Raw genomic sequence first — 12,976 nt, 5'->3', positions numbered from 1 at the left:
GGTCGGGGAGCGGGCTACCTTGTGCGACGCCATCGATCGCACATGACTCCAGCCATGCTCCCAGTCGGCCTCCGGTCGATGTCCTGGCTCTGGCCAGCGATGGCGTGACGGCGTCGGTGCTCCCGGTCGGGCTGACGGTGGTCGCCGTGCTCGTTACGCTGGTGCTGACCCTGGTCGCGCTGCGTCGGCTCCAGGTGGTGCGTCGGCTGGCGCCGGAGGTGACGCGCGAGATCCTGCACGCGTCCATGAGCGCGGTCGCGCTCACGTTTCCGTGGCTGTTCGATGCCGACTGGCCGGTCATCGCGCTCGCCGTGCTCGGCGTGGGGACGATGCTGGCGATCCGGATGGTGCCGACGGTCCGCGACGCGCTCGGGGGCGTCCTCCACGTCTCGGACCAGCCGTCGGTGGGGGACCTCTGCTTCCCGGTCGCCGTGTGTGGCCTGTACCTGTTCGTGGGCGACTCGCCGGTGCTCTACACGATCCCGCTGCTGCTGCTCGGCGTCGCGGGGCCGCTGGCTGCGCTCGTCGGCGTGCGGATGGGGCAGACTGCGTACTCGACCGTGGAGGGGCCGAAGAGCCGTGAGGGCACAGCGGCGTTCGCGGTGCTGGCGTTTCTGTGCGTCCATGTGCCCCTGGTGCTCTTCACGCCTGTCGGTCGGGTAGAGGGGCTCTGGATCGCGGCCATCGCGGCGGCCCTGGCGACCATCGTGGAAGCGGTGTCGTGGCGCGGGCTCGACAACCTGTTCCTCCCGCTCGGCACGGTCGCCATCCTGATGCGTCTGCTGACGTTCCCGGCGCCGCTGCTGGCGGGCCACGCCGTGGTGATGCTGCTGCTGATCCTGCTCGCGTCGTCGATGCGGCGCGAGACGACGGTCGGCGGCGCGGGGGTCTTCGGGGCCGTGCTGGTCGGCTACCTCGCATGGGCGCTGGGGGGGACGGCGTGGCTGCTGCCGCCGGTGCTGGTGTACCTCCTCTACACGCGCGTGTGGCCCGCCGCTCGCGAAGCGGATGGCCTTCCGCACGATCCCAGCCGGCGCCCGCACACGGCGCACAACGTGTTCAGCGTGTCGTCGGTGGGGGTGTTGTGGCTGCTGGTGTCGAGCGCGCTGGACCTCGAACTGCTCTTCCCGTACGCCCTCGCCTGGGCCGTCACGTTCTCCTTTCTGGGGGTCGACCGGATGCGGGTCGCGCGGCCGGAGTGGAGCGTCGGGCAACTCGCGTGGCGCGCGGCGTGGCGCGCGACCCTGGTGGGCGTCGGGCCGGTGCTGCTGGTGGTGTGGCTCCGCGTTTGGGCGGTCCGCGTGGCGGGGGAGGCCGAGGGCGGGGCGCCGGTCCCCGATCGGCCCATCCTGCTGACGCTCGCCATCGTGGCGCTCGCGCTGCTCGCGACCGCCGCCTCGGCGGCCATCCTGGCGCGGTGGAAACAGCGGATCGACCTCGACACGACGGACTTCGAGGGGCGCGTCTTCCGCGCGGGCATCGTCGGGCCGCTCTCCGCGCTGGGGCTGCTGGCGTTGCTGGTGCCCTGAGGCGAGTCAGGCGTCCCCGGGGCACGGAATCCGGCCGTGGGGCGTACACTGCATTCAACGGCCCCCTGCCTCATGCTCCGACGTCTCCGCCTCCGCCGTCGCGCGCGCCGTCTCGCCGCGCTCACTGCCGACGCCGCGCGCAGCCGTGCCGCGCGAGGCGCGGCGCTCCTCGACGACCGCGACCCCGGCTGGGCCGCTCGCATCGACACGGACGGGCTGGCGCTGGGGGACGGCGCGGCGTGCGTCCTGGGCCAGCTCTGGGGTGAGTACCGCCTCGGCCTCGGCCGAGCCCGCGTGCTGGACCTCTCCAGCGCCCCGACGCGGTTCGTCTCGCCGGTCGACCTCGGGTTCCAGGCCGTCGGCGACCTCGGCGAGGCGGCCGAGGATCTCGACTACGCCTTCCTCACGCGGGCGTGGCGAGCGGAGGTCACGGAGCGACAGGCCCGTGGTGCCGTCTCCGGAGCGCGCCCCGTGCGTCCCACCGCGTCGCGGTTCGGGTAGCGAGGGAGGTCAGGTCGTCGGGCGGGCCTCCACGAGGAGCGGCTCGCCGCACCACTTGCAGTAGCTCGCGTCCGTGTCGTGTTCGCTGAGGCCGCAGCGCGGGCACGTCGAGAGCTGGACGGTGACCGCCTGGACGGCAGCCCCGGCCAGCGTCTCCGCCATCGATGTCGCTCGCTCCTTGCCCAACTCGACCGTCACGATGCCCGTGGGCACCGCGATGATGCCGTAGCCGACGATCACGAGCGCCACCGTCAGGAGCTGCCCGACGGGCGTCTGCGCGGCGATGTCGCCGTAGCCGACCGTCGTGACCGTAATGACCGCCCAGTAGACGCTCCGCGGGATCGAGTCGAAGCCGTTCTCGCCGCCCTCGATCAGGTACATCATCGACCCGGCGATGGTGACCAGCGTCAGCACGACGAAGATGAACACCAGGATCTTGCGGCGGCTGGCGGCCAGCGCGCGTCGGAGCTGGTCGGCCTCGTCGAGGTAGTTGGCCAGCTTGAGGACGCGGAAGATGCGGAGCGCCCGCAGGATGCGGACCGTGAGCAGCACCTGGGCCCCGGGGATGAGCAGGCTGAGGTACGTGGGCAGGATCGAGAGCAGGTCGACGACGCCGAAGAAGCTCCGTGCGTAGCGGAGGGGCGTCTGGAGGACCCACAGTCGAAGCAGGTACTCGGCCGTGAAGAGGACCGTGAAGAACCACTCCGCGGCGAGCAGCTCCCTCGCGTACTGCGACTGGATCGAGGCGACGCTCTCCAGCATCACCACGAGGACGCTCGTCAGGATGGCGACGATCAGGACCACGTCGAACCCCTTGGCCGCCGGGTCGTCGGCGTGGAAGACGATCTCGAAGAGGCGGCGCCGGATGCCCTGCCCGACAGGTCGGAATCCCTCGGGCGTCGGGCGGTCGGGGTCGAGGGCGGGGACGGCGTCGGGCATGTCGAAAACTAGCCGATGCGCGTGAGTGCGTTCTGGAGCACCGCCTCGATGCGCTCGGCGACGGCGTCGAGGTCGAAGGCCCGCTCGGCGTAGGCGCGTCCGGCGCCGCCCATCCGCTCGCGCTGTGCCGGGGCGGCCAGAAGCGACAGGACCGCCTCGGCCAATGCGTCGGCGTCGCCGGGGGGCACCACCACCCCGGCGTCCTCGCGCGTCACGACCTGCGCGGCGAGGTTGTCGGCCGGGACCGACAGGACGGCCGGGCGCCCCGCACAGAGGTACGCCAGCACCTTCGACGGCACCGAGACGGCGCTCGCGTCGGGCTCGAGGATGGCCACGAACACGTCGGCCGCACCGAGCACGTCGGGAAACACATCGAACGGCTGGAAGGGGAGGAGCACGAGGTTCGGGAGCCCGGCCGCCCGCTCGGCGAGCCAGTCGGCGCCCTGGCCGGACGACACGACGACCATGCGCGCCTCCGGCATCCGGTCGGCGAGGACGCCCGCGACGTGGCCGAGGCTGGCCGGGTCGTGCTTCATGCCCAGCGTGCCGGAGTACAGCACGACGGGGTGCGCATCCAGCCCGTGCGCTCGCGCCCAGGCCGTGTCGCGCGGGCGCTGGGGCAGCTCGGCGAGGGGCGCCCAGTTCTCAATGATGGCCACCCGGGCCGGGTCGACGCCCCAGCCGTCGAGCAGCGGACGGAACGCGTCCGTGATGCCGATCACAGCATCGGCGCCGCGCAGCATCCGGCCCTCCTTCGCCTCGAACGTGCGGCCGAGCAGGTCGCCGGGCAGGCCGAAGCGCCGGGCGAGCACGGACCGCGTGCCGACCGACAGCACGTCCTGGAGCCAGTTCACGAACGCGGCGTCCTGGTCTCGCGCCGCGGCCATGAGCGGGGCGATCACGTCGAGCGAGCCGTTCGCACACACCACGACGTCGGCGTCCCACCGGCGGAGGTGCGCGGCGGCGGCCCGCCCGAACCGCGCCTCGGCCCGCTTTCGCTTCACCAGCCCCATCAGCGACCGTGCCCGCTTGTCGACCGGCGGCGTCACGACCGGGTCCAGCGAGAACGTTGGCGGGTCGTCGGGGCGGGGGGCGAGATCGCCCTGGGGCGCCTCGTTGGTCGCCGAGAACCCGTAGCGGACGGTGTGCCCGCGTCGCGCGAGGTGCCGCGCGAGGCCGACGAGGAAGGCGTGGCCGCCGTAGTCGTGGAGGTAGATCCGCATGACGGGCCGAAACGAGTCGCGCCCGGCGGGAGGGCCGGGCGCGGGAGCCGGGGGGCATCGGTGGCGTGGGAGAGACTTGAACTCTCGACCTCACGATTATGAGTCGTGCGCTCTAACCAGCTGAGCTACCACGCCGATGGCCCACAGGATACGCCGGGCGTCCGGGCGGCGACAATCCAAGGTTTGTCGAGGAAACCCGGGTTGGGACTCAGGCGACGGGCGACGCAGCCTCGGCGGCGTCGGGATCCCTCAGCGCGAATCGCCACGCCGCCTCCACCATCTCCGGCGGCACACCGTCGGCCAGCCGGGGGACGCCGACGGCATCGAGCACGACGAACCGCAGCCCGCTCGCCGTGCGCTTCTTGTCGGTCGCCATGGCGGCCGTGAGCGTCGCCGGGTCGAGAGCGGGCGGGGCGGGCGCGACGCGCCGGACGAGACGGTCCGCCTCGGCGAAGTCCCCGAGGTCGTCGGCGACGCGGTCGAGGCGGAGCGAGGCCGAGAGGTGCAGGGCAGCTCGCATCCCGAGGGCGACCGCTTCCCCATGCGTCAGCGTGCCGTAGCCCGCCTCGCGCTCCAGCGCGTGCCCGAACGTGTGGCCGAAGTTGAGGAACGCCCGCTCGCCCGCCTCCAACTCGTCGGCCTCCACGACGGCCGCCTTGACCGCCGCCGCGTCGCGGACGAGCGGCCCGAGCACGGCCGGGTCGTGGGCCATCAGCGCGTCCCAGTCGCGGGCCAGTCGCGGGGCGAGGTCGGTGTCGGAGATCAGCGCGTGCTTGACTGCCTCCGCGAGGCCGCTCCGGAAGGCGCGGTCAGGGAGCGTGTCCAGCGTCGCCGGGTCGGCCAGGACCAGGAGCGGCTGGTGGAAGGCCCCGAGCAGGTTCTTGCCCGTCGCGTGGTTGATGCCCGTCTTGCCGCCGATGGCGCTGTCGACCTGCGAGATGGTGGTGGTGGGCAGGTGGACCAGCGGCAGGCCGCGCAGCAGCGTCGCCGCGGCGAACCCGGCCAGGTCGCCCACGACGCCCCCGCCGAGCGCCAGCACCGGCGTCCCGCGGTCGATGCCGAGCCCGAGCGCCCAGTCGTAGAGCGCCGACAACTGGTCGAGCGACTTCGACGCCTCCCCGGCCGGGACGGACACGGTCTCGACCTGCCACTCGCTGGCCCGGAGCGCGTCCGTCAGCGTGCCGAGGTGGAGCGGGCCGACGGTGTCGTCGGTCACCACCAGCACGCGCGACCCGGCCACCCCCGCCTCGCGGAGGTGCATCGGCGTCGCCGCGAGGGGCTCGAAGTGGACGGCGTAGCTCCGTCCTCCAGACAGGGCAACGTGGACGGCGGGGGGCGAGTGGGACACGGCGGCAGGGCGGGCGGGCTGGCCAAGATCGCTCTGCCCGATGCACCAGAACGCAACACGGGGACGCCAGTCTCCCGACGCCCCCGCGCGATCCGTGCCGTCCCGACTCCGCTACTTGATCTGGATGCCGAACGTCGGCCCGCTGGTCGGCGCGTTGTCGGCGTAGAACCCGTCGAAGGCGCTGAAGAAGACGTGGGTCGCTCCCGCCGGGATCGTGACGCACGTGTTGGTCGCGTCGAAGTCCTCGGCGATGTCCGTCGTGTACTGGTCGACGCCTGTGACTGGCGTCACCACGTCGGGGTCGACGTCGAGCGCACCGGGGACGCGGTCGAGCTGGTCACTGCCGAGGAGGCGGTCATCGGAACTGAAGACGGCCGTGATGAGCGGGCTGCCTGTGCTGCTCGCCAGGACCCCACCTCCCGAGTTGAAGTCGCCGACCGCGAAGCCGCAGACCTGCTCGCCGGGCTCCGCGTTGAAGTCCGACAGGCGGACGGCGGGCGCGTCGAGCGCGTTGTCCTTGAAGGTGCGGAGGTAGGTCTGGCGCGGGTTGACCGGGATAAACGTGGCGTTCGAGGTCCCCCCACCCGTCGTGCCACCACCCGTCGTGCCACCTCCAGAGGCACCTCCACCAGTGTGGTCACCGCCGGAACAGGAATAGCAGGTGCCAGGATCGTCGAGTCCGGTCGTGTCGCATCCAGTGAGGGCGAGACCCAGGCCGATGGTGAGGCCAATGACAAAGTGGAGACGCATGGAGGAGGGGAGTGGGCTCCCGTGGGTGTGGACAACCCCCTGCCGTCTCTCAGCACTCCTCGATCTGTCGCGCTCATTGTCCTGACTTCATACCCGGACGGGGAATTGAATGCCTTCGGTCTCCTCTGCACGCCAGTGGGCTGCCCCTCCGGCGGAACAGCGGGGCGGCCGCTGGCGTGGCAGAGAGGCGTCCCTCTGACGCTTCTTCACCAACCACTACCCTGACCATGGGACTCCTCGATTTTCTGAAAGACACCGGCAAGGACCTCTTCGGCGGCAAGTCCGGCAACGAGGCCGAGACGATCAAGAGCGAGATCGAAAAGGCGCTCGGTGACAACGTCTCCAACCTCGGCGTCCGCTTCGACAACGGCACGGTCACGCTCCAGGGCCAGGCCAAGAGCGTCGCTGCCAAGGAGAAGGCGGCCCTCATCGCGGGCAACGTCAAGGGCGTCGCCAGCGTCCACGACGACGGCCTGACGGTCGCCGGTGCTCCGGCTGCCACCGCCACTGCGGGCACGGCCACCGCGAGCCGGTACTACACCATCAAGAGCGGCGACACGCTCTCGAAAATCGCCAAGGAGCAGTACGGGGACGCCAACCAGTACAAGAAGATCTTCGAGGCCAACCGCGAGGTCATCGGTGACCCCGACAAGATCTACCCGGGCCAGCAGATCCGCATCCCGGCCTGACCCCATCGGTCATTGGACCGTTCGGCAAGCGCCCCGTCGGCTTTCGAGTCGGCGGGGCGCGTCGTGTCTGGGACCTCGTCGAACGTGAGCCCATGCAACGGCTCGTCTGGTGTCAGCCGGCCAGTCGCGCGGTCATCCAGAGCACGAGGCCACCGCGGAGCGTCCACGCGAGCGTGCGGATCCAGTTGGTCGCCACGAGACGCCCGTGCGCGTCGGCGTCGAAAGCACCGCCGAGGGCACTGTGAAGCGGCACCTGGACAAACGCCGTCGACAGCCAGATCACGCCGACCAAGACCACGCCGGCCAGGGGCGCCCACGCCGGGAGTGCCGCCGGGCGCGCGGCCACGAGCCAGACGGCCGTCGCCAACTCGGCCAGCATCAGCGGCCCGACGATGAGCGTGATCCGCGATTGGTGCGCCGCCTCGTACGCCGCCCAGCCCTCGGCGCCCACCCCTGAGAACAGGGGGTAGTGGACCATCTGGATCACCCAGATGACGCCCACCATCAGGAGCGTCGCGCCGAGGTGGACGAGGAAGGGAAGCGGCATGTCAGACCCCGAGGTCAGCCAGGATCGCTTCCGCGGCATGTCGGCCTGCCGTGAGCGCCCCATTGATAGAGCCGTTGCGTCGCCAGTCGCCGGTGACGTAAATGCCCTCACGCACCCACGGCGGGCGCTCCGGTGGGTCGAGGGAGGGGAGGTCGGGGAGCGCGTTCGGGACCCGGTCCACGCGCAGCGTCCGCCACCCGTCGACTGTGTCGCCGAACCATCCGCGGAGCTGGGTGCGGGCGGCGGCGTCGAGCGCGTCGTCGCCCAGGGACGGCGTGCCGAGCACGCTGCCGGTGACGAGCGCCTGTCCGGCAGGCGCGTACGTCGGCTGCACGGCACTAACGACCTGCACGTTGTTGAGCGGGCCGCCGGCCTCCCCGTCGAGCAGCAGCACCGGCGCGTCGACCGGCGCAGCGTCTGCTGCCCAGGCGATCTGGACGGTGCCCTTCCAGGCTGGCGTCTCCTGCCCGAGCAGCGCGCCCGCGCCAGTCGCGTCCGCCGCCACGACGACGGCGCGTGCTGGGATGGCGTCTCCGCCCTCGACTCGCACCTCGCCACGCGTCACCCCGCTCACGCGAGCGCCGAGGCGGACGGTGCCGTCGGGCAGGGCTGCGGCCAACTGCTCCGGCAGCGCCTGGATGCCCTCCGCAGGCAGAGCGGCATCGCCTTCGGAGAACCGCCTGAAGTACATCTCGAAGGCCCGGCTCGACGCGCCGAGCGACGCGTCCAGCAGCACGCCGCCCAGAAACGGGCGGAAGAAGCGCTCAATCATGCGCTCCGAGAACCCGTAGCGCTCGCGCAGGGCCGCCTCGGTCGTCATCTCGGGACGGCGCCACAGGTCGTCCACCGTCCCCGCGCGGACGGACTGGCGGAGGCGGAGCACCTTCAGCTTGTCAGCCAGGGAGCCGACGCCGGCGAGCAGCGTCGGGATCGCCTGCGACGGGCGCCGGAAGGGGTCCCCGATGGTCTGAAACTGGCCCCCGACGCGCACCCAGGCGCCGGGCGCGAACGCGCCGAGACGGAGGGCGTCGTAGTCGAACACGGCCTGCGCCTCCGGATAGGCAGTCAGCAGAACCTGGAAGCCGCGGTCGATCAGGAAGCCGTCCTGGCGCTGCGTCCGTACCCGCCCCCCCACGGCGTCGTCAGCCTCCAGCACGACGGTCTCGACGCCGCGTGCGGTCAGGGCGCGAGCACACGCGAGGCCCGACAGGCCCGCGCCGACGATGACGATGGGCGCGCTCATCGGCTGCCCTCCTGATAATAGACGGGCGTGTCTCCTCCCAGCGGGACGACACGGACCGTCAGTGGCTGCGGGCCGAGGGTGCCGGGCGTGTTGGTGTAGGTCCCCGCAGCGAGTTGCTCGCGGACGGTCGCCACGTCGACGCACGCGGTCCCGCTGGCGAGGTCGACTCGGTAGCGGCCTGCGGTGTCGTAGGGGAGCGTCCGCCCGCCATCGTCCGGGTCGGCCCGGCGCGTGATGCGGTACGCTCCTGAATAGGTGCCGTCGTCATCTCGCGTGATGTCGAGCGTCACCACCTCATCGTCGCGCGTGTACGGCGCGATGGGAAGCGGGACGTAGCGGACGGCGACCCCGTCGCCATCGCGCGACACCGAGATCTCCGACAGCGAAGCGGCGCGAAGGCCTGTCCGGCCAGCTTCCGCGCTGCCGAGCAGGGCGTAGGGCGTGCTCGGGAACGTGCCGCTCGCATCGTGGACGAGAGCCGCCGTGGCCAGCACGGCTGTCACCGTGGTCAGGTCGGCGCGGAACCGGTCGGCCGTCGGCGCCAGCGCGGGATCCGACTGGGCGAAGGCAGGAGTGGTGAGGAGGGCCGCGAGTACGAGGGCGCGAAGCATCAGAGGGTGTGGCTGTCGAGGTGGCCGGTCAGGTGCGCGAGCGCGAGCCGGAGGTCGGGTGTGGCGAACCGGAATCCGCGATCCAGAAGAGCGGCTGGGCGCATGCGGACGCTCTTCAGCGCCTCCTTGCGGACCAACTCGCCGCCCACCAGGCGGAGGAGCCCCTCGGGCACACGCAGCACGGCCGGTCGGTTCTGCACCGACGCCAGCGTCTTCACGAACGCCTTCGAGGTCGCCGGGGCCGGGGCCGAGAGGTTGACCGGCCCCGCTAGCTCGTCGTCCAGGATCGCGTGGTGGATCGCGTAGAGGACATCGTCGAGGGCGATCCATGGCATGTAGCTGGCGCCGGCGCCGGGCCAGCCGCCGAGGCCGAGCGTGGTGATCGGGAGGAGCATCTGGAGGAACCCGCCCGCAGGCGTCGCCACCAGCCCGATGCGCGTGTGGACGACGCGGATCCCGGCCGCCTCGGCCTCGGCAGTCGAGGCCTCCCAGGCCTGGCAGACCTCGGCGAGGAAGCCCTCGCCCGGCAGCGAGGCCTCCGTCAGCACCTCGTCGCCCCGGTCGCCGTAGATGCCGCTGGCCGACGCGGAGACGAGCACGCGCGGCGGGGAGGGCAGGGCGGCGAGGGCGCGAGAGAGCAACTGCGTCCCCTTCGTCCGGCTCTCCCAGATGCGCCGCCGCGCCTCCGCGCTGCCGTCGAGCGAGGTCACCGGCTCGCCGGCGAGGTGGACGACCGCGTCCGGTGCCAGCCGCGCGAGCGCGTCGGCGTCGATCTCACCCGCCTCGACGTCCCAGTAGACCGCCTCGTCCTGGGGCCCTCGCGACGCTGCATCTTCCCGGCGGCGCACGAGGCGGACGACCGTGTGGCCGCCGCCCTGGAGGAACGCCGTCAGCGCGCGGCCGATCAGTCCAGAGGAGCCCGTTATGGCGACTGTCATCGGCTCCGCGCCGGCCTCGGCGTGGCGGCGGAGGTCCTCGTGTGTGATCCGGTGGCGGTAGGCGAACATCCGCTCGATCTGTGCCTCCCCGACCCCGGCCACGACGCCTGAGAGGGGCGCGAGGGGCAGTTCGTACGTGATGTCGTCCTCCAGAATGGAGCCCTCCGCGGTCGGCCGCATCGAGTGGCGGTGGTGCCACGCGCCGAACGGGCCGCTGAGCTGGGTGTCCTCGAACTGGCACGCGCCGTCGCCGCGGAGGCAGGCATCGTCGTACCCGCCGTGCTCGGCCACCCAGTCGAGGCCGACGAGCCGCGTGCCGAGGCGGATCACCGCGCGGTCGCCGTCACGGATGCCCTCGTGGCTCGTCAGCGAGACCGGCTGCCAGGGCGGGGTGAGTCGCTGGAAGGCGCCCGGCCGCTCGTGCCAGCGGAAGAGGTCGGCGGCGGGCACCGGGACGGCGAGGCGGGACGTGTAACGCATGCTCCGCCAACCCGGGCCGTCGGCGGAGGGTCCCCGGCGGCGCGCGGAAGAGGCCTGGGGCGCTCAGATGGCGGAAAAACCCTACGTCCGCGGGGCGAGGTACCGCTCGTGCAGAATCTGGACATGGTGCCGCTCGTGCCCGGCGACGATCCAGCCCGCCGCACGCGCCGAGAGTGGGCTGCCACTGGCCGTCCCCACGCGCCGCGCGTCCGCCTCGGAGAACGCCTCGAAGAGGTCGAGCGTGGCCGCGCGGAGCCGGTCGAGGGTGTCCGCGAGAGTGGAGAGGGGACAGACCGGCGCGAGCGGCACGTAGGCGTCCTGGTCGAAGCCGGGGAGCGGGGTCGCGTCGCCGCGGGCGATGCGGAGCGCGCGGGTGGCGAAGATCCGCTCCGTGTCGATCACGTGCTGGACCGACTGCGCCAGCGTCCACTTTCCGGGGGCGTAGGCGTGCGCCCCGAGCGCAGGGTCGAGGTCCTGGAGCGCGTTCGCGAGGACCGGCATGCGGAGGGCGGCGAGCAGGTCGTCGCCCTCCACGAGGTCGATGTAGCGGCGGTAGAAGTCGCCGAACTCGTCGGGCGCCGGGCGGCCGATCATCCGGCGAGGCGAACGCGGGAGAGCCAGTCGGGCGCCACGGTGTCCTCCACGACGGCCGTCAGGCCGCCCGAGCGGTAGGTCTCCAGCAGCGAGCGCACCTCGGCGCGCGTCTCGGCGAGCATGTTCTGGACCAACTCGGCCGAGTACCCACGCTCGCCCAGCTCGATGGTCATCTCCATGGTCACGATCCGGCTGATGGCCTTGCCGAGGTCGACCAGCTTGCGCTGCGGCATCGACCAGTCGATGTCGAAGGCGAGCGACTCGCCGAACGTGCTCGCGGCGCGGGCCGTCAGCGGCTCGGCGCGGAGGTAGGCGCCGAGGTCGACCTGCTTGAGGCGCCGCATGGCCTTCACCACCGACTCGGTGACCTGCTGGTAGAGGATGTCGTTGGAGCCCTCGAAGATCTGGTACGGGCGGCTGTCGACGAGCGCGCGGCCGGCGCGGTGGTCCTCCCGGTATCCCTGCGCGCCGGAGAGCTGGAGGAACGACTGTGCCGCCTCCTGCATCCAATCCGTCACGACCGTCTTGAACGCATTCGCCTTGAGGCCGTCGCCGAACAGGTCGCGGTCGATGCCCGCGGTGCCGGCCGTCTCCATGCACATGGCCGCGGTGCCGGTCACGAACGACTGGAGCCGCGCGAGCCGCGCCTTGACCTGGTCGTAGTCCAAGAGCGCCTTCCCGCCGACGAACCGCTCGCGAGCGTGCACGAGGGCGTCGTCGAGAATGCGCCGGAGGTACCCCATCCCCATGCCGGGGATCTGGAGACGGCTCCGGTGGAGCGTGTCGAGCATCATCTTGACGCCCGTGGAGGTCGGCTCCAGGCGCGACGAGGTGGGCACCTCCACGTCGACGCGGTTGAGGCCGTAGGGCAGCATCTTGAGCCCCAGGTTCGGGTAGAGCTCCTCCACGTCGACGTGCTCTCCGGGCTGGTTCTGGTCGGCGATGAAGAAGTCCACGTCGCGGCGCAGGCCGCCGTCCTTGGTCCGCGGGCGAGCGGTCAGGAGCCAGTAGTCGGCCCAGCCGGTGAGGCCGGCCCAGTGCTTCGTGCCCTCGATCTTGACCGTGTCGTGGTCGGTCGCACGCCAGCCGGTCTCCATCGAGAGGGCCTCCGAGCCGTAGTCCGGCTCGGTGATCATGAGCCCCGCCAGCTTGCGGTCGCGGACGTACGACGGCAGCACGCGCTGCTTGGCCTCCTCGGTGCCGTACTTCACGACCGGCTGCAGGAACAGGCCGCCGTTGATGCCCACGATCAGGCTCAGCGGCAGCGAGTGGTAGCTCGTCTCTTCGAGCATCGTCAGCCCGTGGCCGATCGGCCCGCCTCGGCCGCCGTACTCCTGGGGCACGAACACCGACAGGGGGTCCACGTCGCGGAAGCGCTGGATCACGAACGGGGGCACTCCGCGCTCGGTCCCGGTGGCGTCCACGTCATGGCGCGTGCCGAAGAGGTGCGTCAGCCGGTCACGGTAGGCGGAGACGAAGTCTGAGAACGACTCGCGAGCGCGCTGGACGACGGGAGGCGCAGACGGCATAGGGAGGGAAGACATCGGGAGGGCACACATAAGGCCGGAGTCTGGGTGGGCATAA

The 12,976-nt window shown here is 71.7% G+C and carries 13 protein-coding genes and 1 tRNA gene; 3 read left to right on the top strand and 11 right to left on the bottom strand.

Annotated elements, in window-relative coordinates; genetic code table 11:
- The first annotated feature begins 104 nt into the window (after positions 1 to 104).
- Entirely contained in the window at positions 105 to 1,529 is a 1,425-nt protein-coding gene (locus B1759_RS18500) for a hypothetical protein (protein WP_095516557.1), read from the top strand.
- 72 nt (positions 1,530 to 1,601) lie between these two features.
- Positions 1,602 to 2,030, top strand: a complete 429-nt coding sequence (locus B1759_RS18495; RefSeq protein WP_095516556.1) for a hypothetical protein — start codon at positions 1,602 to 1,604, stop codon at positions 2,028 to 2,030.
- A gap of 9 nt (positions 2,031 to 2,039) precedes the next feature.
- Here B1759_RS18495 and B1759_RS18490 read toward each other — a convergent pair whose 3' ends face one another.
- The 5 genes from B1759_RS18490 to B1759_RS18470 all read right to left on the bottom strand — a co-directional run bounded on the left by B1759_RS18490 (position 2,040) and on the right by B1759_RS18470 (position 6,290).
- Positions 2,040 to 2,969, bottom strand: a complete 930-nt coding sequence (locus B1759_RS18490; protein ID WP_095516555.1) for an ion transporter — start codon at positions 2,967 to 2,969, stop codon at positions 2,040 to 2,042.
- Between the two features lie 8 nt (positions 2,970 to 2,977).
- Positions 2,978 to 4,192 (bottom strand): glycosyltransferase family 4 protein, encoded by a 1,215-nt coding sequence (locus B1759_RS18485; protein WP_095516554.1) that lies wholly within the window; start codon positions 4,190 to 4,192, stop codon positions 2,978 to 2,980.
- 61 nt (positions 4,193 to 4,253) lie between these two features.
- Positions 4,254 to 4,327, bottom strand: a tRNA-Met gene (locus tag B1759_RS18480).
- Between the two features lie 73 nt (positions 4,328 to 4,400).
- Complete coding sequence (gene aroB, locus B1759_RS18475; RefSeq protein WP_095516553.1) at positions 4,401 to 5,540, bottom strand: 3-dehydroquinate synthase; 1,140 nt, start codon at positions 5,538 to 5,540, stop codon at positions 4,401 to 4,403.
- 111 nt (positions 5,541 to 5,651) lie between these two features.
- Entirely contained in the window at positions 5,652 to 6,290 is a 639-nt protein-coding gene (locus B1759_RS18470) for a hypothetical protein (protein ID WP_095516552.1), read from the bottom strand.
- A 227-nt stretch (positions 6,291 to 6,517) separates the two neighbouring features.
- Here B1759_RS18470 and lysM point away from each other — a divergent pair, with 227 nt between their 5' ends.
- A complete protein-coding gene (lysM, locus tag B1759_RS18465; RefSeq protein WP_095516551.1) occupies positions 6,518 to 6,979 on the top strand; it encodes a peptidoglycan-binding protein LysM in 462 nt (153 codons plus the stop codon).
- Between the two features lie 112 nt (positions 6,980 to 7,091).
- On the opposite strand, the gene B1759_RS18460 is transcribed toward lysM, so the two are convergent.
- The 6 genes from B1759_RS18460 to B1759_RS18435 all read right to left on the bottom strand — a co-directional run bounded on the left by B1759_RS18460 (position 7,092) and on the right by B1759_RS18435 (position 12,936).
- Positions 7,092 to 7,526 (bottom strand): hypothetical protein, encoded by a 435-nt coding sequence (locus B1759_RS18460; RefSeq protein ID WP_095516550.1) that lies wholly within the window; start codon positions 7,524 to 7,526, stop codon positions 7,092 to 7,094.
- 1 nt (position 7,527) lies between these two features.
- Positions 7,528 to 8,769: an NAD(P)/FAD-dependent oxidoreductase gene (locus tag B1759_RS18455; protein WP_095516549.1), complete on the bottom strand. Its 1,242-nt coding sequence runs from the start codon at positions 8,767 to 8,769 to the stop codon at positions 7,528 to 7,530.
- The gene (locus B1759_RS18450) at positions 8,766 to 9,380 is read right to left on the bottom strand and encodes a hypothetical protein (RefSeq protein ID WP_095516548.1); all 615 of its coding nucleotides are present in this window, start codon (positions 9,378 to 9,380) and stop codon (positions 8,766 to 8,768) included. Before B1759_RS18450 ends, B1759_RS18455 begins: the two co-directional genes overlap by 4 nt.
- Entirely contained in the window at positions 9,380 to 10,798 is a 1,419-nt protein-coding gene (locus B1759_RS18445; RefSeq protein WP_095516547.1) for a TIGR01777 family oxidoreductase, read from the bottom strand. The genes B1759_RS18450 and B1759_RS18445 overlap by 1 nt, the downstream gene beginning before the upstream one ends.
- 81 nt (positions 10,799 to 10,879) lie before the next feature.
- Entirely contained in the window at positions 10,880 to 11,392 is a 513-nt protein-coding gene (locus B1759_RS18440; RefSeq protein WP_095516546.1) for a DinB family protein, read from the bottom strand.
- Positions 11,389 to 12,936, bottom strand: a complete 1,548-nt coding sequence (locus B1759_RS18435; protein WP_198949022.1) for an acyl-CoA dehydrogenase family protein — start codon at positions 12,934 to 12,936, stop codon at positions 11,389 to 11,391. The genes B1759_RS18440 and B1759_RS18435 overlap by 4 nt, the downstream gene beginning before the upstream one ends.
- Positions 12,937 to 12,976 lie beyond the last annotated feature (40 nt).

The sequence above is a fragment of the Rubrivirga sp. SAORIC476 genome, from assembly GCF_002283555.1.
Lineage (GTDB): Bacteria > Bacteroidota > Rhodothermia > Rhodothermales > Rubricoccaceae > Rubrivirga.
Note: the sequence above shows the minus strand (reverse complement) of the source record. Positions and strands in the feature narration are given on the sequence as shown.

What these genes read in the sequence shown, in the direction of transcription:
- B1759_RS18435 (WP_198949022.1), bottom strand. Translation starts at nt 12,936, where the DNA reads ATGTCTTCCCTCCCTATGCCGTCTGCGCCTCCCGTCGTCCAGCGCGCT.
- B1759_RS18455 (WP_095516549.1), bottom strand. Translation starts at nt 8,769, where the DNA reads ATGAGCGCGCCCATCGTCATCGTCGGCGCGGGCCTGTCGGGCCTCGCG.
- B1759_RS18460 (WP_095516550.1), bottom strand. Translation starts at nt 7,526, where the DNA reads ATGCCGCTTCCCTTCCTCGTCCACCTCGGCGCGACGCTCCTGATGGTG.
- B1759_RS18495 (WP_095516556.1), top strand. Translation starts at nt 1,602, where the DNA reads ATGCTCCGACGTCTCCGCCTCCGCCGTCGCGCGCGCCGTCTCGCCGCG.
- B1759_RS18450 (WP_095516548.1), bottom strand. Translation starts at nt 9,380, where the DNA reads ATGCTTCGCGCCCTCGTACTCGCGGCCCTCCTCACCACTCCTGCCTTC.
- B1759_RS18490 (WP_095516555.1), bottom strand. Translation starts at nt 2,969, where the DNA reads ATGCCCGACGCCGTCCCCGCCCTCGACCCCGACCGCCCGACGCCCGAG.
- B1759_RS18445 (WP_095516547.1), bottom strand. Translation starts at nt 10,798, where the DNA reads ATGCGTTACACGTCCCGCCTCGCCGTCCCGGTGCCCGCCGCCGACCTC.
- B1759_RS18440 (WP_095516546.1), bottom strand. Translation starts at nt 11,392, where the DNA reads ATGATCGGCCGCCCGGCGCCCGACGAGTTCGGCGACTTCTACCGCCGC.
- lysM (WP_095516551.1), top strand. Translation starts at nt 6,518, where the DNA reads ATGGGACTCCTCGATTTTCTGAAAGACACCGGCAAGGACCTCTTCGGC.
- B1759_RS18470 (WP_095516552.1), bottom strand. Translation starts at nt 6,290, where the DNA reads ATGCGTCTCCACTTTGTCATTGGCCTCACCATCGGCCTGGGTCTCGCC.
- B1759_RS18485 (WP_095516554.1), bottom strand. Translation starts at nt 4,192, where the DNA reads ATGCGGATCTACCTCCACGACTACGGCGGCCACGCCTTCCTCGTCGGC.